This window comes from Dyadobacter sp. 22481 (assembly GCF_052044875.1).
Taxonomy (GTDB): Bacteria; Bacteroidota; Bacteroidia; order Cytophagales; family Spirosomataceae; genus Dyadobacter; species Dyadobacter endophyticus.
Genome location: NZ_JBQENV010000001.1, coordinates 1,869,048 through 1,887,437, shown reverse-complemented (window position 1 = coordinate 1,887,437; position 18,390 = coordinate 1,869,048). Strand labels below are relative to the sequence as shown.

15 protein-coding genes are annotated in these 18,390 nt (G+C 51.3%); 9 read left to right on the top strand and 6 right to left on the bottom strand.

All coding sequences use genetic code 11. The features are described from left to right. Window positions 1–65 precede the first annotated feature (65 nt). Window positions 66–833, top strand: a complete 768-nt coding sequence (locus ACTJJJ_RS07285; RefSeq protein WP_426294273.1) for a phytanoyl-CoA dioxygenase — start codon at window positions 66–68, stop codon at window positions 831–833. 47 nt (window positions 834–880) lie between these two features. Here the strand turns inward: ACTJJJ_RS07285 and dgoD are convergent, their stop codons facing one another. The 5 genes from dgoD to ACTJJJ_RS07260 form a co-directional block, all read right to left on the bottom strand. Beyond that, window positions 881–2,029, bottom strand: a complete 1,149-nt coding sequence (gene dgoD / locus ACTJJJ_RS07280; protein WP_426294274.1) for a galactonate dehydratase — start codon at window positions 2,027–2,029, stop codon at window positions 881–883. A gap of 30 nt (window positions 2,030–2,059) precedes the next feature. Next, window positions 2,060–2,698, bottom strand: a complete 639-nt coding sequence (locus ACTJJJ_RS07275) for an START domain-containing protein (protein WP_426294275.1) — start codon at window positions 2,696–2,698, stop codon at window positions 2,060–2,062. A gap of 99 nt (window positions 2,699–2,797) precedes the next feature. Next, window positions 2,798–3,475: a hypothetical protein gene (locus ACTJJJ_RS07270; RefSeq protein ID WP_426294276.1), complete on the bottom strand. Its 678-nt coding sequence runs from the start codon at window positions 3,473–3,475 to the stop codon at window positions 2,798–2,800. 54 nt (window positions 3,476–3,529) lie between these two features. Beyond that, window positions 3,530–4,813, bottom strand: a complete 1,284-nt coding sequence (locus ACTJJJ_RS07265; RefSeq protein WP_426294277.1) for a Gfo/Idh/MocA family protein — start codon at window positions 4,811–4,813, stop codon at window positions 3,530–3,532. Between the two features lie 180 nt (window positions 4,814–4,993). Next, the gene (locus ACTJJJ_RS07260) at window positions 4,994–5,758 is read right to left on the bottom strand and encodes an NUDIX hydrolase (RefSeq protein ID WP_188929170.1); all 765 of its coding nucleotides are present in this window, start codon (window positions 5,756–5,758) and stop codon (window positions 4,994–4,996) included. Window positions 5,759–6,016: 258 nt separating this feature from the next. On the opposite strand from ACTJJJ_RS07260, the gene ACTJJJ_RS07255 reads away from it, so the two are divergent. The 3 genes from ACTJJJ_RS07255 (at window position 6,017) to ACTJJJ_RS07245 (ending at window position 10,078) form a co-directional block, all read left to right on the top strand. Further along, on the top strand, window positions 6,017–8,755 hold the full coding sequence (locus ACTJJJ_RS07255; RefSeq protein WP_426294278.1) for a PQQ-dependent sugar dehydrogenase: 2,739 nt from the start codon (window positions 6,017–6,019) through the stop codon (window positions 8,753–8,755). 24 nt (window positions 8,756–8,779) lie between these two features. Continuing rightward, entirely contained in the window at window positions 8,780–9,802 is a 1,023-nt protein-coding gene (locus ACTJJJ_RS07250; RefSeq protein WP_188929175.1) for a sugar phosphate isomerase/epimerase family protein, read from the top strand. A 153-nt stretch (window positions 9,803–9,955) separates the two neighbouring features. Continuing rightward, window positions 9,956–10,078, top strand: coding sequence for a hypothetical protein (locus tag ACTJJJ_RS07245; RefSeq protein ID WP_426294279.1), 123 nt, complete (start codon window positions 9,956–9,958; stop codon window positions 10,076–10,078). 3 nt (window positions 10,079–10,081) lie between these two features. Here ACTJJJ_RS07245 and ACTJJJ_RS07240 read toward each other — a convergent pair whose 3' ends face one another. Further along, window positions 10,082–10,447 (bottom strand): VOC family protein, encoded by a 366-nt coding sequence (locus tag ACTJJJ_RS07240; RefSeq protein ID WP_188929177.1) that lies wholly within the window; start codon window positions 10,445–10,447, stop codon window positions 10,082–10,084. A gap of 157 nt (window positions 10,448–10,604) precedes the next feature. Here ACTJJJ_RS07240 and ACTJJJ_RS07235 point away from each other — a divergent pair, with 157 nt between their 5' ends. The 5 genes from ACTJJJ_RS07235 to ACTJJJ_RS07215 all read left to right on the top strand — a co-directional run bounded on the left by ACTJJJ_RS07235 (window position 10,605) and on the right by ACTJJJ_RS07215 (window position 18,388). Then, complete coding sequence (locus tag ACTJJJ_RS07235) at window positions 10,605–11,282, top strand: outer membrane beta-barrel protein (RefSeq protein ID WP_426294280.1); 678 nt, start codon at window positions 10,605–10,607, stop codon at window positions 11,280–11,282. A gap of 293 nt (window positions 11,283–11,575) precedes the next feature. Next, a complete protein-coding gene (locus ACTJJJ_RS07230; protein ID WP_188929181.1) occupies window positions 11,576–12,253 on the top strand; it encodes an RNA polymerase sigma-70 factor in 678 nt (225 codons plus the stop codon). 52 nt (window positions 12,254–12,305) lie between these two features. Then, on the top strand, window positions 12,306–13,352 hold the full coding sequence (locus ACTJJJ_RS07225; RefSeq protein ID WP_188929183.1) for a FecR family protein: 1,047 nt from the start codon (window positions 12,306–12,308) through the stop codon (window positions 13,350–13,352). Window positions 13,353–13,383: 31 nt separating this feature from the next. Next, window positions 13,384–16,836, top strand: coding sequence for a SusC/RagA family TonB-linked outer membrane protein (locus ACTJJJ_RS07220; protein ID WP_426294281.1), 3,453 nt, complete (start codon window positions 13,384–13,386; stop codon window positions 16,834–16,836). 19 nt (window positions 16,837–16,855) lie between these two features. Next, window positions 16,856–18,388, top strand: a complete 1,533-nt coding sequence (locus ACTJJJ_RS07215) for a SusD/RagB family nutrient-binding outer membrane lipoprotein (protein WP_188929185.1) — start codon at window positions 16,856–16,858, stop codon at window positions 18,386–18,388. The last annotated feature ends 2 nt before the right edge of the window (window positions 18,389–18,390 follow it).

The window sequence follows — 18,390 nt, the reverse complement described above, 5'->3', positions numbered from 1 at the left end:
CCTCCCCGGTTTCGGGGCCGGGATTTTATTACCCCAATTTTCAATTCATTACTTATTGAAATCCTATGGAAGGAATACTGAGTACACAACAAATAGATCAATTCATTACCCAGGGCTTTATCCGCATCGATCACGCATTCTCTGGCCAAATTGCAGCCGAGGTAAGGGATATTTTATGGAGCGACCTCGGCCTCGACCGGTATGACCCTGCCACATGGACAAAACCCGTGATCAGACTCGGGATGTACGCACAGGAGCCATTCGTCACCTCTGCCAATACGCTGGTATTGCATGCTGCCTTCGATCAGTTAGTTGGGCCGAGCAAATGGCTCCCTTGTCGTAGTATGGGCACATTTCCGGTTCGTTTCCCGGTGGAGGAAGAACCCGGCGATACAGGCTGGCACGTCGACGCCAGCTTCCCGGGCGATGATCCGGCCAATTTTTGGGAATGGCGTGTCAATGTAAATTCGAAAGGCCGCGGGTTGCTGATGCTCTTCCTGTACTCGGACGTGGGCGAGCGCGATGCGCCTACGCGTATACGTATAGGTTCGCACGCGGACATCGCGCGTGCATTGCTGCCCGCAGGCGAGGCAGGACTGTCATTTATGGAGATTGCCGGCAAGCTGGATGCCATGCCCGAAAGGGAGATCGCAATGGCAACCGGCAAGGCGGGTACGGTTTACCTCTGCCACCCGTTCATCGTCCACGCGGCCCAAACACACCGCGGTGCTGAGCCGAAATTTATGGCACAGCCGCCGTTGTTGTTGCGGGAAGATTTGTCTCTTGACGGTATCTCGCCTGTCGAAAGGGCAATTAGAGTGGCATTTGGTTAGATGGAGGAAAGGGAGGAACCTCCATCCTCCCTTTCCTCCCCTTTATTCTACCACTCCGCCGCGCTACCGTCCTCATGCGTCCATAACGGGTTCTTCCAGTTATGGCCGATCGCTGCCATTTTCCGGACCTGCGCTTCATCGACTTCGATGCCGAGGCCGGGACCGGAGGGGATATTGACGAAGCCGTCGTGATAGTCAAATACCGTTCTGTCACTCAGGTAGTCCATCAGGTCACTGCCCTGGTTGTAGTGGATACCAAGGCTTTGTTCCTGAATGAATGCATTGTGGCAAGTCGCATCCACCTGTAAGCATGCGGCCAACGCAATAGGGCCGAGCGGGCAATGCGGCGCCGCGGCCACGTCGAACGCCTCGGCCATGGAAATTATTTTCTTGCATTCGGTAATGCCGCCTGCGTGGGAGAGGTCGGGCTGAATAATGTCTGCATAGCCGTGCATGAGCAGATTTTTGAAATCCCAGCGGCTAAACATCCGCTCGCCCGTCGCGATAGGAATGGAAGTATGTGCGGCGATTTCACGTAAAGCCTCGTTATTCTCCGACAGCACTGGTTCTTCGATAAACATCGGCCGGAACGGTTCCAATTCTTTGGCAAGTACCTTGGCCATCGGCTTATGCAGGCGTCCGTGAAAATCTACGCCTATTTCCAGTCCGTAACCTAGTTTCTCGCGGATCGATGCCACCCTTTTGATAGCCAGATCGATCTTTTCAAATGAATCGATGTACTGCATTTCATTGGTTGCATTCATTTTAATGGCTTTGAAACCGCGGTCGAAACATTCTTGCGCTGCTCCCGCCACTTCATCCGGCCTGTCGCCGCCGATCCAGGAATACACTTTGATCTTATCGCGGCATTTGCCACCGAGCAGTTGATAAACAGGAGCATTAAAGAACTTGCCTTTGATATCCCACAGCGCCTGGTCGATCCCCGCGATGGCGCTCATCAGGATCGGTCCGCCGCGGTAAAAGCCGCCCCGGTACATCGTATTCCAATGGCCTTCGATATCGAGCGGGTCTTTGCCGATGAGCGATTCCATGAGCTCGTGCACCGCTGCCGCCACTGTGGCAGCTTTGCCCTCGATCACCGGCTCGCCCCATCCGACAATGCCTTCATCGGTTTCAATTTTCAAAAACAACCATCTGGGAGGTACCTGGAACAGCTCGTAACTTCTGATTTTCATTCTATTTTTCTTTTACATTGTATAACCCTGCTAATTGGCTATAAATGTAAGGGAGGCATTTCTATATTTCGGCAATTTGAGATGCTGTTTCATACTTTTAAATGTCTCCATAGGCCCCTCTGCGGCAAATGCATTCACTGCCCAGGCCGGCAAATAGCCTCCCGGATCGGTATGCAGCATGTATTCTATGCGTACCTTCCCGGCGGCCGGCGTGAGTACCCAGCGACCTTTCGAATCACTGACCCTGACCACATTCTTTTTGACAGGCACCATGCCGGCCACAACGGGCCCGTCGATAGTGACCGCTTTTGTCACCGGATCTTGCCGGGTAACCAGGTGCGCCACAAAATCGCGGTTATCGAGCGGCCACGGCAGGCTTATTTCAGAATGATAATATAAATCAGTAGGGGAGACCCGTTTGAGAAGCGTGCACGACTTGGTTTTGTAAACCCATTGCGTGCCGGCCTCTACATCGAGCAGCAGCGCAACCATCTGCGAGAGCGATGCGTCCACCACGCAATCTACCTTGATAGCCTTTATTTTCGATTCAGGAACCGCCGAGGAATAGATACGGATCTGCTCCTCGTCGGCGATGAGCTTCCATTTGGGTTGGGCTAATGCCGGCAGTGAGCATGCACCGATGAGGAATAATAGGATGAATTTTTGCATTTGTTGGATGAAGTATGGTTCAGTTGCCTACTTTGTTTTTTAGTAGGACAACCTAACTTCTACAACCCCTGCGAAATGCATTAAATTCCATGCATACGGTTAATCAACGACGACCAACCGCTGCGGAAATTTCATGCCCTTGATTTCGATTTCATACTTACCGGGTTTGAGCTCCCGGTCGATTGGCGAGTAGAGTGTGATAGCAATGCGATTGGGCTCTTCGGCACGGCAACCGGTGAGACAGGCGCCATCAGCATAAATTCGTGCACTGCTCTTTCCATCTTCACTTTTGAAGGAAATCACGTCAATGCGTTCGTTATTATAAAGATTTTTAACCGGCAAGCTCATCTTCAAAACACCGGTTTTCCGCGAGAATGTAGTTTCCTCATAAATGTCCTGGGGCGCGAGCGGCCCGGTAGGGACAATATGCAGTACATAAGTAGCGGTTTTCGTCTGGTTACCGATTCGCAGTATAGGAGTTTCTGTCGGCTTAATACAGAAACAAAAAGCAGAAATATCGATCGTGCCGTCTGAAAGCAAACCAATAGCCTGCGCACCTTCCGTCAATTTCATGACCGGTTTCAGGCCACCGTCCAGCACAGCCGGCATCCTGACGGTAATCACCGAATTGCGGGCATCAAAAGTCACGTTCTTGGCGGGTAGGCCCTCGAAAGAAATACTTTGGATCGCAGGCATATCGTCAACCGGCGCAGGCGAATCTTTGCAGCCGAATAGCAAAGTGCTGAAAATGGCAGAAGCTAGCAGGAGTTGTCTCATGGCAATGGCTGTTTATCTATTGCCAATATACAAAAATATCTATCAATGGTTACATTAGGTAAGGTCCCATTCTTTCCGGGGCTTGCGGGATAGCAAACGGTTCCCTTCTTTGTCGCCGCTAAACTTTTCCTTCTTCGCATTCCACGTCAACTCCCGTTTCAACCGATAGGAAATCAGTCCCAAATGCATTGGAATGGTCATTTCGCGCGCATAGGCGAGGTTGGACTCCGGTTGCTTGCGAGATTTGACGCAGTCGAGGAAGTTCTGCTGATGCCCGGGCGAGCGCGGATTGGTAATGGGCACGGAAGCAATGTCATTCATCTTCTCGCCGTTGATCGTCAGCTCGCGGGTGTTGTAATCGCAAATGAGCGTGCCCTTATCGCCTTCAAAGAATGCCCCGATGCCGCGGTCGGCCGCGCCGGGCACGTCGGGTGGGTTGGACGACCAATACACTTTCAAACCATCAAATTCATAGTCGACGTCGAGCGTTTTGGGCGCGTCGGCGATGCCTTCGTAGGCGGTGCCCCGTGCGTTGATTTTCGTCAGGCCGGTCGGATGGATCGCCGAATACATCACGTCGGCAATATGGCACCAGAAATCCGCAAACTCACCGCCCGAGTAGTCGAGGAAATAGCGATAAGTGAAGTGGCATTTCTCGGGAATATATTCGGTAAACGGCGCAGGGCCAAGCCACATGTCCCAATTCAAGGTTTTGGGAACCGGCTGCACCGTAGGCGAACCCAACTCTTTGGTACTTGGCTTCTTCCACAGCCGCACCGTATGGACCTTGCCAATCGAACCTGACTGAATCAGCTCCACAACCCGGTGGAAATTGTCGCCCGCATGGATCTGGTTACCCATCTGGAAGATCCGGTCATGCTTTTCTAGCTGTTTGAGCATCATTTTGCCTTCTTTCAAACAGTATGAAAGCGGTTTTTCGCCATACACATCCTTTCCCGCCTGAAACGCCAGCGTGGCGATCTGCGCATGCCAGTGATCGGGCGTTGCCACGGTAATGGCGTCGATATCCTTCCTTTCGAGAATGCGCCGGAAATCACCGTAAGTATCCACCTTGATACCCGGCTTCATCGCTTCCAGCCGCTGCTTTGTCTCGCCCAGATGCAGCTCATCTACATCGCAAAGCGCAACGATCTCCGCATCGGGCAGATCGGCAAACCACTTCATATGGTTATTCCCCATCCCACCCAAGCCGATGTGCGCTATGCGCACGCGATCGCTCGGCGCAGCACGCGTGATCAAATTTGGTAAAACGGTAAGACCGAGGGTAGTAAGCCCGGCTGTTTTAAGGAATTCGCGGCGGTTGGTGGATTGGGGCATGATGATTGGTTTAGGAAGTTGGTGGCAATAAAAGGTGTGGGTGGGGGAATGTTACTGGTTTTTGGAAGGAAAGGGAGGGGAGGAAGGGAACTGCGCACTAAATTGCCGTTCAACCAATGCGGATCCAACTGTAAAATAACTTCCTCCTCCCTTTCCTCCATTCTCCTTCCTCCCTTAAAATCACATCGAAAACGAAACCCCCTCTAAAACCGCCGCCTCATACTTCTCTTTTACAAACCGGTACAGATACGGCGATTTGTTCGCGGCTCCGACGCGCTTTTCGTCCAGGCGTTCGAGGATGTCGTAGCTCATAAGCAGTTTTTGAAAGTTGCGGCGGTCGAATTGGCGGTCGAGGATGGTTTCGTATAGCCTTTGAAGCTCGGGCATGGTGAATTTCTCGGGAAGAAGATTGTAGCCTATCGGATGGTTCCGGGTGCGCTGGCGGAGGGCCTTCAATGCACGTTCGATCATTTCATTGTGGTCGAACAGCAGGTTCGGGACGTCGGCGAGCGACCACCAGCGGCATTCGTCTGTGAACCAGTCGGGTGTAGGCTGCACCTGGGCGAATTCTACGAGCGCGAAATAGCCGATGGATACGACGCGCCGGAAGATAATACCTTCGAAAAAGCCTTTTCCGAAGGTTACTTCCAGTTTTTGAAGCAGTTCTTTTTCCGGATGATAAACGTAGCGGTTCACATTGCCGAATGTATAGAACTGTTGCAGGTAAACATCGTTCAAACCGGTGCGCTGGGTGAGAATGCGGTTGGCGGCATCGTCGGCGGATTCGTCGAGCAGGATATGCCCGCCCGGCAGACTCCATTCGTCGGTGCCTTTCCAACGTAGCAACAGCACTTTCAACTCCCCTTCATGAAAGCCGAACACAGTGCAGTCGAGCGAAACCTCCTTCAACGTCTTGTCAAAAAACTCCTTCAAATTGTGCTCCATCGGTAATAGGCTGACAATGAGAAAAATTTTCAATGCGTAAATTTTACACAAAGAAAATTTTCTTTATCATTGTATCAATATTTTGGGTTGATAAAATTCAATTTTTTATGAAATACTTGCCATTGTCGTGTCAGGAGCGGAGTCGGAGGCATTGTACATAGTGCCTTGACCGCTCAGCGGCCCGGTCCGTTCAGGCTGACAGCAACGATACACATTCAGTTTTTCCACATAACAAACCTAACTAACAACATCTGCTTCATGAACAAAACCATTACACTTTTCTCCATTCTGCTTTGGGCTACGTTCGCTCACGCGCAGGTGCCTGAGGAAAACCGGTTCCGGAAGGTCGTCCTCACAGAAAACCTCAACGAGCCATTAGAACTGACAGTACTTCCCGACGAGCGCGTATTGTTTATCGAGCGGCACGGGGCGGTGAAGTTGTATAGTCCGGTTTCCAAAAAGACGACGGTGATCGCCACTATACCCGTCAGCACGAAGTATAGCGACGATTCCGAGGCCGAGGACGGTCTTTTGGGTGTCAATATCGACCCCGGTTTTGCGAAAAACCATTGGATTTACTTCTATTATTCACCTGCCGGCAGCACGCCGGAAAACATTCTGGCGCGGTACGAGTTGAAGGGTAATGTACTCGATCTGGCTTCCAAAAAAGTAGTCCTGCGCATTCCCGTGCAGCGCGACAATTGTTGTCACACCGGCGGCTCGATCGACTGGGACGCACAAGGCAATCTTTACCTTTCCACAGGCGACAACACCAGCCCAAGGGCGTCGGACGGGTATGCGCCCATCGACGAGCGTCCGGGCCGCAGCCCGTTCGATGCCCAAAAATCCTCCTCGAATACGGCCGATTTGCGTGGAAAGATCATCCGCATTCGTCCCGAGGCGGATGGTAGCTATACGATTCCGGAGGGTAACCTGTTTCCAAAGAATGCGACGGGTTCCTATGACTCCAAAACGAGGCCGGAGATTTATACGATGGGCCATCGCAATCCCTACCGCATTTCGGTGGATAAAAAGAATGGCTACCTCTACTGGGGCGATGTGGGGCCGGATGCGGGCAAGGATTCGACCGGCCTCGGGCCCGCGGCGGAGGACGAATTCGGGCAGGCGCGTAAGGCCGGTAATTACGGCTGGCCCTATTTCGTGGGCGATAACAAGGCTTACTGGGATTTCAATTTCGAGACAAAGCACTCGGGCGAGAAATTCAACCCGGAAAAACCGATCAACAATTCACCGAACAATACCGGTTTGACGGACCTGCCGCCCGCGCAAAAAGCGCTGATCTGGTACACGGCTGCCGAAACCAAGCGTTTTCCACTGCTCGGTTCGGGCGGGCGTAGCGCGATGGCGGGTCCGGTCTATTATGCCGAGCATTTCAAGGACGCAAAACGGGCATTTCCGGCCTACTACGATAAGAAACTGTTCGTCTACGAATGGATGCGCGACTGGATCATGGCTGTAACACTTAGTCCGAAAGGTGATTATGTCAAAATGGAACGCTTCCTGCCGAACCTGAAACTGGAACATCCGATTGATATGGCATTCGGGCCGAATGGGGATTTGTACATACTCGAATACGGTCAGGGCTGGTTTATGGGTAACCCGGAGTCGAAACTGGTGCGGATCGAGTACAATGGCGGCAACCGTAAGCCCGCGGTGATGGCTTCGGTAGATAAGAAGGCTGGCGCGGTGCCTTTCAAGGTACAGTTTTCATCTGCCGGGACCGAAGATTTTGATAAAGATACCTTGCAATATCAATGGAAAATTGCCGCTGCCGACGGCGCCGCACCGGTCGTTTTGAATGAACCAAATCCTGCATTTACATTCAAAAAGAAGGGTATCTACAAAGTTTTGCTCACAGTAACCGATTCCAAGGGACTGAAAGACGCGCAAACCCTGACCGTGCAGGCAGGAAACGAGCCGCCACAGGTTTCGCTCGAACTGACGGGTGGTAACAAGACCTTTTTCTTTCCTGATAAACCCCTTCGTTACAAAGTAAACGTGACTGACAAGGAGGATGGAAGCTTGGAGAAAAACACTATCATGGCCTCAAAAGTGATGATTACAGCGGCCTACCAGGATGCAGAGGATAAGCTGGCGGCCAATGCGGGCGGCCACCAGGAAGCCCCCGTAACTTTTATGGCCGGGAAGACATTGATCGAAAAAAGCGATTGCAAAGCCTGCCATTTTACGGATAAAAAATCAATTGGCCCGGCATTTATCGACGTCGCAACCAAATACAAAGCGGACGGTAATGCGGTGGCTTCGCTTTCCGACAAGATCATCAAGGGCGGCGCGGGTGTTTGGGGTGAAACGGCGATGTCGGCACACCCGTCGATAGGGTTACCGGAAGCGGGGCAGATGGTGAAGTATATTCTGAGCCTGGCCACTCAAAAACAGGCCCCGCAAATGCTGCAACCTGCCGGGGAGGTGATCGCCAAAATCCCGGACGGTGGCGATGCCGGCAAGGGCATTTATAAGTTCAGAGCCAGCTACACCGACGAAGGTGCTAACGGAATGCCTTCCCAAACGACCGAAGAAACGCTCGTTTTGAAGAGCCCGACATTGCTTTTCGGCAATGCCGACGATGCTTCGAAAAACATCATGCGCTTCAAAATGGGTGAAAACAACCTGTTGATTGTCACGCAGCCTAATACCCAGGCCATTTTCAAAGGTATTGACCTGACCGACATTACCGCGCTCGATATGGTCGTGGCCGCGCCGAAGGATCAGCTCAATGCACAGGGCGGCATCGTGGAAGTACACGACGGCTCGCCCGACGGTGCGTTGCTGGGTAAAACCGAGTGGATCCCGCCCACTGACGACGCCAGTGCATTTACTTCCAAAACTCCGCCCAAGCCATTCCACGTGCCCATCTCTCCTCAAAGCGGTACCCGTGACCTGTATTTTGTTTTCAAAAACGACAATGCGAAAGGTGCCTTGTTTGTCCCGTTTTCGGTCACATTTATTTCGAAATGATTCTCAATTCTAACTAATCTACTCATGAACAATTCACGTCGTCAATTTTTGGGGCAGCTGGGCTTTGCTACCGCCGGGCTCGGTTTCGTTTCGATCGATTCATTAACAGCCGCACCGGCGGCCAGATTCAATTTCAGCATTTCCCTGGCCGAGTTCTCCTTTGCTTCCGAGCTTTTCAGCGGCAAAATGACCAATATGGATTTTCCCGCCCGCGCGAAGAACGATTACGACATTACGATACTTGAATACGTTTCCGGTTTTTTCAATAACAAACATAAGGACCAGACTTACCTGAACGAGCTGAAAAAACGCTGCGACGATCTGGGCATGAAAAACCATCTCATTATGGTCGACGGTGAAAACCTGACAGCATTAGACGATGCGGCACGCGCAAAGGCCGTCGAGGCACACTACCCGTGGGTGGATGCCGCGAAATTCCTCGGCTGCACGGCAATCCGCGTAAACCTGGGCGACGCGATGGCCATGATGTCGGGTAAAAAAGAAGAAGGCACGCCTGCTCAACTTGCAACGGCGGCGGTAGATGGCTATGGAAAGCTGCTCGAATACGCCGGCAAAGCGGGTTTGAACGTGATTGTCGAGAACCATTTCGGTGTTTCCACCGATCCTGACTGGCTTGTAAGTGTGATGAAGCAGCTAAAAGCGCCTAACAAAGGCCTGTTGCCCGATTTTGGTAACTTCTGCGCCGAAAGAAGCAAGCCGGAAACGCAGGATATCAAAGGTATTATGGCCACGAAATGCGTGAAAGAACATGAAAAATACGAGGGTGTGCGCAAAATGATGCCCTATGCCAAAGGTATCAGCGCCAAAACGCACCAGTTCGATGCGAATGGCAACGATCCTGAGACAGATTTTATCAAAATGTTCAAGATCATTAAAGAGTCCGGCTGGAACAACGGCATCGTCGGCATTGAATATGAAGGGGGTTTGATGCGCGACATGGGTGGTGACATGACGAAACCTACGAACGACGAGGGGATCCGGCAGACGAAAGCGTTGTTGGAAAAGGTGTTGGAGGAGTTGGGGTAGGGCAGCGGGTAACGTTTGTCACTTGTAGTCAGGCATCGTCAGGTAATCATTTATGCCAAACGAGCAGGGCACGACCATCCCGCTAAGCCTAGCTGATACAACGAAAGTTATCATTCAGGTGTCATTCCGGTTACAAAAAATAACTGAAAGTCTATGAGACACCTGTACACAATCATAATTGCCATCCTGCCCGTGTTCGCATATGGGCAGGATGTCGCGCGAAAGGGCCATTTTGAATACAGGGCGTTCGCAGGCAAGCAACTTTGGGGGAAATAGATCCTACTCCATGAAAGCGATCACATGCCCGTCCGGATCAGCGATGTAAAACTCCGCTCCATAAGGCATCTGCCGGAGCGGCTGGACGATTTTAATGTCCTTGACACTTATTTCTTCAAAGAGTGTGGCAAGATTGTCAACTAAAAAAATCAAGTCAAGGTTTTCGTTGGGCATTTGCACATGCTTTTGTTCCGGAGCATCGGTGTCCTTTTTTAGATGAATAGCATGCCCGTCCTTTTCAATACCCGCATAAAAATCTTCATAGCGAAATGCCAGCGTGAAGCCTAATCGCTGTACATAAAAAGAAATAGCGTGTTCCAGGTCAAATACCAGTAGCTGTGGGGTGATTTGTTTGATGTTGAATGCCATGGCAGTATTTGTAGAATATAATTTGTGAGCATACCCGGATTTGATGCGGTTGTATATTTCATATTATTTAATGAAAAAATATAAAATATCCGCATTTCTAATGTAATAAATATCTACATTTAAGTGTCAGTAGGTTACAAATAAATCCTGCATAGCCATGAAATTGTTTCCCTTCTCTATTACATTGATTATCACATTGCAAACCTTTGTGTACGGTCAGTCGACGGATAGGTTCCCGCGGTGGCATTTTGGCGCGGTGGCGGGGCCAAACTTCACAATTTACGTACCGAAAACTGCCGGTTTCGATGCGGTTCCAGGCGTTATGACAGGCGTCGACCTCGGCTATCGTCTGCAAAATTCTCCCAAAGGATGGTCATTACATTTACAACCGTATTTCTTGGGATCCAGAACTTCCACTGAATTTGGTACCAGAGGAACCGCGTCTTATTCCAAAACAAAATCCAAAACCAGGGCCATCTATTTGCCGCTGTTGGTCAGGTACACCATTACGGGTGGCAAAGTCCGTCCTTTTGCGGAAATCGGCACTGTTTGGAATGTATGGAACCGTTGGTATTTCAAAAGTACGTTTTGTGACAATGCCGGATGTTACGACATCGGCGGCGATTGGGAGACCGTTTCTAGCAAAGAACGAAGGTTTTCAGCGTTGGTAAGCGCAGGGGTGCAGGTTGATGTCGGAAAGGTAACCATTCCTATTACCGTCCGGGTGCTGCAATTGTTAAAGAAAAAGGAAACTTTTTATGAGCCATTCTCAGGCTCGGAATACACTATTCCGACGGTAAGAACAATTCAGGTGACGACAGGGATTACCTTCTGAAGGCACCTTCGCACAATCCTTTCGACTCGACCGCCGACTCCTTACCGTCGGCGGTCGTTTTGCATTACCCCGAAAAAATCTGCATTTTTTTCGGTTATCCCAATCAGTAAATCAGACATTATAAAATACTGGCAATCACGCCAATCAAATTCCGTCGCTCCGACACAAAAGGTATCGAATAGTGCAATTTTTTAAAATAATAGATCAATTGACCGCGTGTCCTCCCTGCCTTTCCTGTCTTATTACTAAAAGCCTGTTTTAGCAGTATACCCATTTGTATTTAAAGTTTACCAATGCTTTCATCGCCGGGTTCGGAGTATAATGAGAAAGGGGCTTCCTGGGAAACAAGCGGGGAGGAACAAAAGGAGGGAGGCCGGGTCGCGGACGACCGGGTCGCGGACGACCGCGAGCTTTTTATCCGTAAGACATTCGAGCAAAGCCCCGAGGAGGGCTGTGCATTGCTTTTTAGGCTGTATTACAGTCCGTTGTGTTCCTATGCGGTGCGATTTTTGTATTCCAAAGACGCCGCTGCGGACCTGGTTTCGGAGATGTTTTATGCTTTCTGGAAAAACCGGTCGTACGAATCCGTGAAGTCGTCTTACCGGGCTTATCTTTTCAAGTCGGTGCAAAACCGGGCTTATAACTTCCTCGCCAGCGAGCTCAAAAACACCGATTCATTCGAGCTGATGCCGCATTACGACGTCGCCTCGTCCGAGCGGCCGGAGGCGTTGATGTATTTCGAAGAGCTGGCGGGCCGTATCGATTACCTCGTGGCGCAGCTGCCACCGCAATGCCAGAAGGTATTCATGCTCAACCGTTTCGAAAATAAAAAGATACAAGAGATCGCCACGGAGATGAACCTGTCGAGCCGGACGGTCGAAGGGCATATCAGCAAGGCATTGAGCGCATTACGGCAGGGCTTGCAAGGCCATTGGTCGTGGTTGCTCGCCCTCGCGTCGGTTTTTAGCTGAGCATTCACTTCTGAAACATCCTTAACACAATTCGATATTTAAAAACACTGATATGAACACATTGTCAGTAAACAAAGCACTCCTGTTCCAATATTTCGCCGGCCATGCAAGCCCGGCGCAAAAACGGCTGATCGCCGGATGGCTGACCCATGCCGAAAACCAGGAATTGTACTTCCAATGGCTCGCCGAATGGCAGTCACAGTCGCCGCAGTTCCTGCCTGACGGCGAGGAACGCTACGAAGCTTATGTGCGCTACATGCGCGAAAACCGAACTGTCGGACCACGAACTGTCGGACCACGAACTGTCGGACCATCGAATGTGGGGGAAGAGGTTCAGCTCGCGGATGTGAAGGCGGACCGGACGGGCCGTCGCAACTGGTTGATAGCCGCGGCATCTGTGCTTGTGCTTGGTATGTCGGCCTGGATAGGCCGCGACCAGATTCTGTACAAAACCTACGCGACTGATTTTGGCGAGACACGTTCGGTTGAGCTGTCTGACGGCACGAAAGTCATACTAAATGCCAACACCTCGATGCAGGTCCCGCGGTTTGGTTTTGGAGAAGACACCCGCGAAGTGAAACTAAATGGAGAGGCGTTTTTTAATGTAACCCACACCATCGATAACAAGCGGTTTATGGTTAAAACCGACGATAGTTTCGAGGTTATGGTGCTGGGCACGGAGTTTTCGGTGTACACGCGGCAGAAAGGCGGAAAGGTTTTGCTGAAAAAGGGCAAGGTACACGTGCTGTTTTCTGAGGGCCAACAGAGAAAAGAGCTGGTGATGAAGCCGGGCGACCTGGTTACAATGGAGAAATCGGCGAAAAAGCCCGTCGTAAAACCTAACGCCGATACTCAGAAACTGACTGCCTGGACGGGTAACCGCTTTATTTTCGACAAAACACCCCTGTCGGAAGTGGCCAGCCAGTTGCAAGAGCATTACGGTATCAAAGTGGAGATCAAAGACAACCGTTTTGCTAACCGTACCGTGAGCGGCACATTCCAGCCCGAGAGCGGGGAGGAGCTGCTGTCGTTGCTTTCCGAGCTGTTCAATTTCCGCCTGGCGCGTGACGGCGAGGCATACCTGATTTTGCAGAAATAAAGACCTTTTATATCCCTATCCAGATCCCCGTATGAAACAAAGATCACTACTGTCATTTGTTTGCTGTGGCCTGATGCTAACCGCGGCGCCGCCTTTGGACGCCCAGGTGCTGGCCTTCAACGCGCATAAAAACCGCATGCTCCCGCCGGAACAGACCACCAACCAGGTGAAGTTGCTCGACGTGCTTTTGCAACTCAAAAAATATTATAATGCCGATATTCTCTTCGAAGAGAGCCAAATGAGTGGCATTACTGTCCCGGATTTTGTGTTCGACAAAAACGTGTCGGCAGAAAAGAACATGGAGGCATTGCTGAAATCGACAAACCTGACTTTGAAGAAAGTCCGGAAGAACGCCTACATGATTTTGCCGAGGAGGATCGAGACTTCGGCTATCGGCGGCAGGCCATCGGTAGGGGAAATGCAGGTATTGGCTGGAAACCGCGCGTTGGTAGCGGAAATCAAGGTAAGCGGTACCGTAACGGATGCCGGCGGGGACGGTCTTCCCGGCGTGAACGTGCTGGTGAAGGGTACTATTAACGGTACCAATACGGACGTGAATGGGAGGTATGAGCTCGATGTGCCTTCCGCTGAATCGGTGCTCGTTTTTACTTCAATCGGCTTTAAGAAACAGGAGCTAACCGTTGGCCAGCGCTCGGTACTGGATGTAAAAATGGCGGTTGAGACCCAAACCCTGGACGAAGTGGTAGTAACTGCCCTGGGGATCAAAAAGGAGAAGAAGGCATTGGGTTACGCCATTTCCGAGGTAAAGGGCGAAGACCTTACGCAGGCGCGATCGACCAACATTGCGAACAGCCTCGTGGGTAAAGTGGCCGGTCTGAACATTTCCAGCACTGCCACAGGCCCAAGCGGCTCGTCGCGTATAGTGATCAGGGGTAATGGCTCTATTTCGGGCAATAACCAGCCGTTGATCATCGTAGACGGTATTCCTATTAATAATGATAACCTCGGTTCGGTCGCCATTGGTGCCAACCGCGAAGGCTCCTGGACCGGTTCCGACCGTGGTGACGGTATTTCCAGTTTAAATCCCGATGAAATTGAGAGCATCAGCGTGTTGAAAGGTGCTACCGCAGCCGCATTGTACGGCTCCCGGGCTTCCAACGGCGCTATTTTGGTGACAACCAAGGGCGGGAAAGCCGATAAGGGCATCGGTGTGGAGGTGAACAGTAACTTCTTGGCCGAGGATCTGTTGTTCAAATCATACAAAGATTATCAATATGAATACGGCCTGGGCAGCAACGGTGTGAAACCTACAACCGTGGCCGAAACCGCCACGCGAAACAGCTGGGGTGGTCGCCTGGATGGCAGCAATTCGATGAACTACGACGGCACGCAGCGCCCGTACGTGGCAGCTAAGGACAATTTGCGCAAGTTTTACGATGTCGGAACTACATTTACCAACTCCATCGCATTGACTGGCGCTACCGAAAAGGTAACCTATCGTCTTTCGATGAACGACCTGAACAACAAGGGCGTGCTGCCAAACAATACCCTTCGCCGGAACAATTTCGCATTGAATACAAATGGTAACCTCGGCAAACGGATTTCGTTCGTAGCAAATGCGAAATACATTATCGAGAAAAACCATAACCGGCCCCGCGTAAACGACTCGCCGGGGAACGCCAACTTTGCGATGTACGTGCTTCCGACGTCTCTCGATGTGGATGTGCTCAAAAACGCCCAGTTCGATGCGAATGGGAATGAAAAGGTTTGGTCGGATAATCAATACACTCAAAACCCTTATTTCGCGACAGGGCAGTACCAGCAAGATGACAACAAAAAGCGTGTAATCGCTTCTTTCGAACCCAAATACACGGTTAACGACTGGCTGTACGTGAAGGGCCGCATTGGTTTTGACAATTTCAATTACCGCTACAAAAGTATCGAGCCTTACGGAACAGGTTATGTACTGAGGGGAAGCTACACGTCGTCGCTGCGCGAATTTACCGAAACCAACAAGGAGCTTTTGGTAGGCATCAACCGGAAAATTGGCGAGAAGTTTGCATTCAATGGTCTTTTCGGCGGTAATATGATGAAGCAGGTGACCAACCTCAACGAGGTTTCGGCCAACAACAGCTTTAATATCCCGTTCTTCTACGACGTTTCCAATATCGATCCGGCGGCGCGCACGGTTACCGAAGCTTACATTGAGAAACGCATTAACTCGGTTTACGGCTCGGCGGAGTTTTCGTACAACAACTATCTTTTCGTAACGGCCACGGCACGCAACGATTGGTTTTCGACGCTTGCGAAAGGCAAAAACAGCATTTTCTATCCGTCGTTCGGTGTGAGTTTTGTGGCTTCGGAAGCTTTGAAGATGCCTTCGGTGATCAATTACCTCAAATTTCGCGGATCGTGGGCGCAGGCGGGAGGCGATACGGACCCTTACAACTTGTCGCTGTATTACTCGCTCAGCGGCGCGCACTTGGGTTCTGCATTGGCGCAGATCAACGGTACACGTGTACCAAACGGCGGTTTGCAGCCGCTGACTTCCACTGTGTCTGAATTGGGTTTAGAGGCTAAATTGTTCAATAATATTCTTAATGTAGATCTCGCAGTTTACGATCGTAAAACGACCGACGATATAGTAAGCGCCACTATTTCAGAAACATCTGGTTACACGAGTGCATTGTTCAACGTAGGTGCGATCCGCAATCGGGGTGTCGAACTTTTGCTGGGCGCTACCATTGTGAACGGCAAGCAGTTCACCTGGGATGCCTCTTTCAATATGGGTTACAATGCCAGCGAGGTGCTGAGCCTGTACGACGACCTGCAAACGCTGCGTGTGGATCAATCACGGCCGGGTTCGGCGTTCATCCACCAGGACGTGGGCAAACCTTACAGCCAGATCAAAGGTTACGATTTCAAACGCGATGCGAACGGTAATGTCGTGTACAACTCCCAGGGGTTGGCCATGGCTGGTAATATCAAGACTTTCGGCTCGGGCGTGTCGCCTTACACATTGGGCTTGAACAACACGTTCAATTACAAAGGCATTAGTTTGAGCGTGCTCGTGGATGGTAAATTCGGAGGCTACATTTATTCGGGGACGAATGCACTGGCCTATCGTTTTGGTTTGCACGAGGCTACATTGGTCGGCCGCGAAGGGGGCGTGACCGGCGAAGGTGTTACGGAGGCGGGTGAGCCAAATACCGCTAAGGCGCCCGCGCAAGCCTATTACAGCAACTGGTACTCGGCTATTGCCACGCCGTTTGTTTACAAATCGGATTTTATCAAACTACGTCAGATCATCCTGCAATACACCATTCCCGGCCGTTTTCTGGGCAAGCTGCCATTCAAGGGCGCGTCGGTTTCCATTGTGGGGCGCAACCTGGCGGTACTCATGAAAAAAGTGCCGGTGATTGATCCGGAAGCGACCTATAATAACGGCAATGCACAGGGCGTGGAGTTTGCCGGCACGCCGCCGACGCGCTCTTATGGTGTTAACCTGAACCTGAAATTCTGATCCTTCAAAAAGAGAAATCATGCTTAAAAAATTAACCATATGTCTTGCATTAATCGCCGGTGCGGGCGCTTGTACCAAGGATTTTGAGAAAATAAATGTGAACCCGAACGCACCAAGCAATGTGCCGGTAGACTACCTGCTCGGGCAGTCTCAACTGCTGCTGACAGGCTCGGCCAGCGGCCCGGCATCTAAGGCATGGCGCGCGAACTTCGGATATGCGGCTTGCCTGATACAGCAGATGTCGTCCATCGATGCGACATTTTACAAAGGCAGTTTTTATACGTTTCTGGGCGAGATCAACTCCGCGTTTTTCGATAACTCCTACACCTTTGCCGTCAAAAGCATGGTAAACCTGATCGAGGTGGCCAAGCAGGACCCCAAGAACGTGAATGTGCTCTCGATGGCGCGCATTATCAAGGTCATGGAATTCTCGCGCACGACCGACTTGTATGGGGACATCCCGTATTTTGAGGCAGGAAAAGGCTTTATCGACGGCAATTTTTCACCAAAATACGATGCGCAGCAGGCCATTTACATGGATATGCTGAAAGAACTCGAAGAGGCCGGTAAGGCATTTGATGCAGCGCAATACACTCCCAAAGCGGCGGACTATATCTACGGCGGCGACCTCGACAAATGGAAACGCGCAGCGAACACGCTCATGCTGCGTCTCGCGATGCGCATTCAAAAGGCAGATCCGGCCAGTGCGCAGCTTTGGGCGAGAAAGGCGATCGACGGTGGACTGATTACGGGAAATACAGAAACCATTGCCGTGAAATTCGCCAACACCGGCGCGGAGATCAACTCTAACCCGAACTCATGGATACTCGGCCCAAGCGGCTCCAATGTAACCAATATCCCCAATGCGGGCGTACAATGGGCCAAGACGCTGATCGATATGATGAAAGAGCGTCAGGACCCACGTCTGTCCGTTATTTCGATGATCAAAGGAGGGGACAACAGCGTAGCGAAGCAACGTGGCCTGCCCAACGCCACCGATGCGACTGCCCTTTCCGCATTGGACGAAAAGAACCTCGATAACTATTCCCGTCCCGCAACAGGCGTGATCGGTATCGCACTGCCGTGGATTTACATGAGCTACGCCGAAGCGCAGCTGCTCAAAGCGGAGGCGATAGAACGTGGGTGGGCTACCGGCAATGCAAAGGCTGCATTCCAGGAAGGGCAATCGGCCGCATTGGCACAGATGTCGTGGGCGAATGCGACTATTTCCCCTGCGGATATCACCGCCTATGCGACCAAAAACCCGTATCCGGAAGCAGGAACGCTCGCCGCAAAAATGAATGCGATCCACACGGAGGTATATTTGCTGTCGGCCAGCACTTTTAACCATATCGAAGGCTATGCCAACTGGCGCAGAACGGGTTATCCGGTGCTGACGCCTGTCAATTACCTGGGCAACGACACCAATGGCCAGATACCGCGTCGACTGCGTTACCCGCTTAGCGAAGAGGGCATTAACCCGAACTTCAAAACGGCGATCGACAGGCAGGGGCCCGATGTGTTCATGACGCGTATCTGGTGGGACAAATAATC

Coding starts and splice junctions, on each gene's coding strand:
- ACTJJJ_RS07215 (WP_188929185.1), top strand. CDS start 16,856: ATGCTTAAAAAATTAACCATATGTCTTGCATTAATCGCCGGTGCGGGC.
- ACTJJJ_RS07225 (WP_188929183.1), top strand. CDS start 12,306: ATGAACACATTGTCAGTAAACAAAGCACTCCTGTTCCAATATTTCGCC.
- ACTJJJ_RS07240 (WP_188929177.1), bottom strand. CDS start 10,447: ATGGCATTCAACATCAAACAAATCACCCCACAGCTACTGGTATTTGAC.
- ACTJJJ_RS07250 (WP_188929175.1), top strand. CDS start 8,780: ATGAACAATTCACGTCGTCAATTTTTGGGGCAGCTGGGCTTTGCTACC.
- ACTJJJ_RS07235 (WP_426294280.1), top strand. CDS start 10,605: ATGAAATTGTTTCCCTTCTCTATTACATTGATTATCACATTGCAAACC.
- ACTJJJ_RS07230 (WP_188929181.1), top strand. CDS start 11,576: ATGCTTTCATCGCCGGGTTCGGAGTATAATGAGAAAGGGGCTTCCTGG.
- ACTJJJ_RS07275 (WP_426294275.1), bottom strand. CDS start 2,698: ATGCAAAAATTCATCCTATTATTCCTCATCGGTGCATGCTCACTGCCG.
- ACTJJJ_RS07255 (WP_426294278.1), top strand. CDS start 6,017: ATGAACAAAACCATTACACTTTTCTCCATTCTGCTTTGGGCTACGTTC.
- ACTJJJ_RS07220 (WP_426294281.1), top strand. CDS start 13,384: ATGAAACAAAGATCACTACTGTCATTTGTTTGCTGTGGCCTGATGCTA.
- ACTJJJ_RS07260 (WP_188929170.1), bottom strand. CDS start 5,758: ATGGAGCACAATTTGAAGGAGTTTTTTGACAAGACGTTGAAGGAGGTT.
- ACTJJJ_RS07285 (WP_426294273.1), top strand. CDS start 66: ATGGAAGGAATACTGAGTACACAACAAATAGATCAATTCATTACCCAG.
- ACTJJJ_RS07270 (WP_426294276.1), bottom strand. CDS start 3,475: ATGAGACAACTCCTGCTAGCTTCTGCCATTTTCAGCACTTTGCTATTC.
- ACTJJJ_RS07265 (WP_426294277.1), bottom strand. CDS start 4,813: ATGCCCCAATCCACCAACCGCCGCGAATTCCTTAAAACAGCCGGGCTT.
- dgoD (WP_426294274.1), bottom strand. CDS start 2,029: ATGAAAATCAGAAGTTACGAGCTGTTCCAGGTACCTCCCAGATGGTTG.
- ACTJJJ_RS07245 (WP_426294279.1), top strand. CDS start 9,956: ATGAGACACCTGTACACAATCATAATTGCCATCCTGCCCGTGTTCGCA.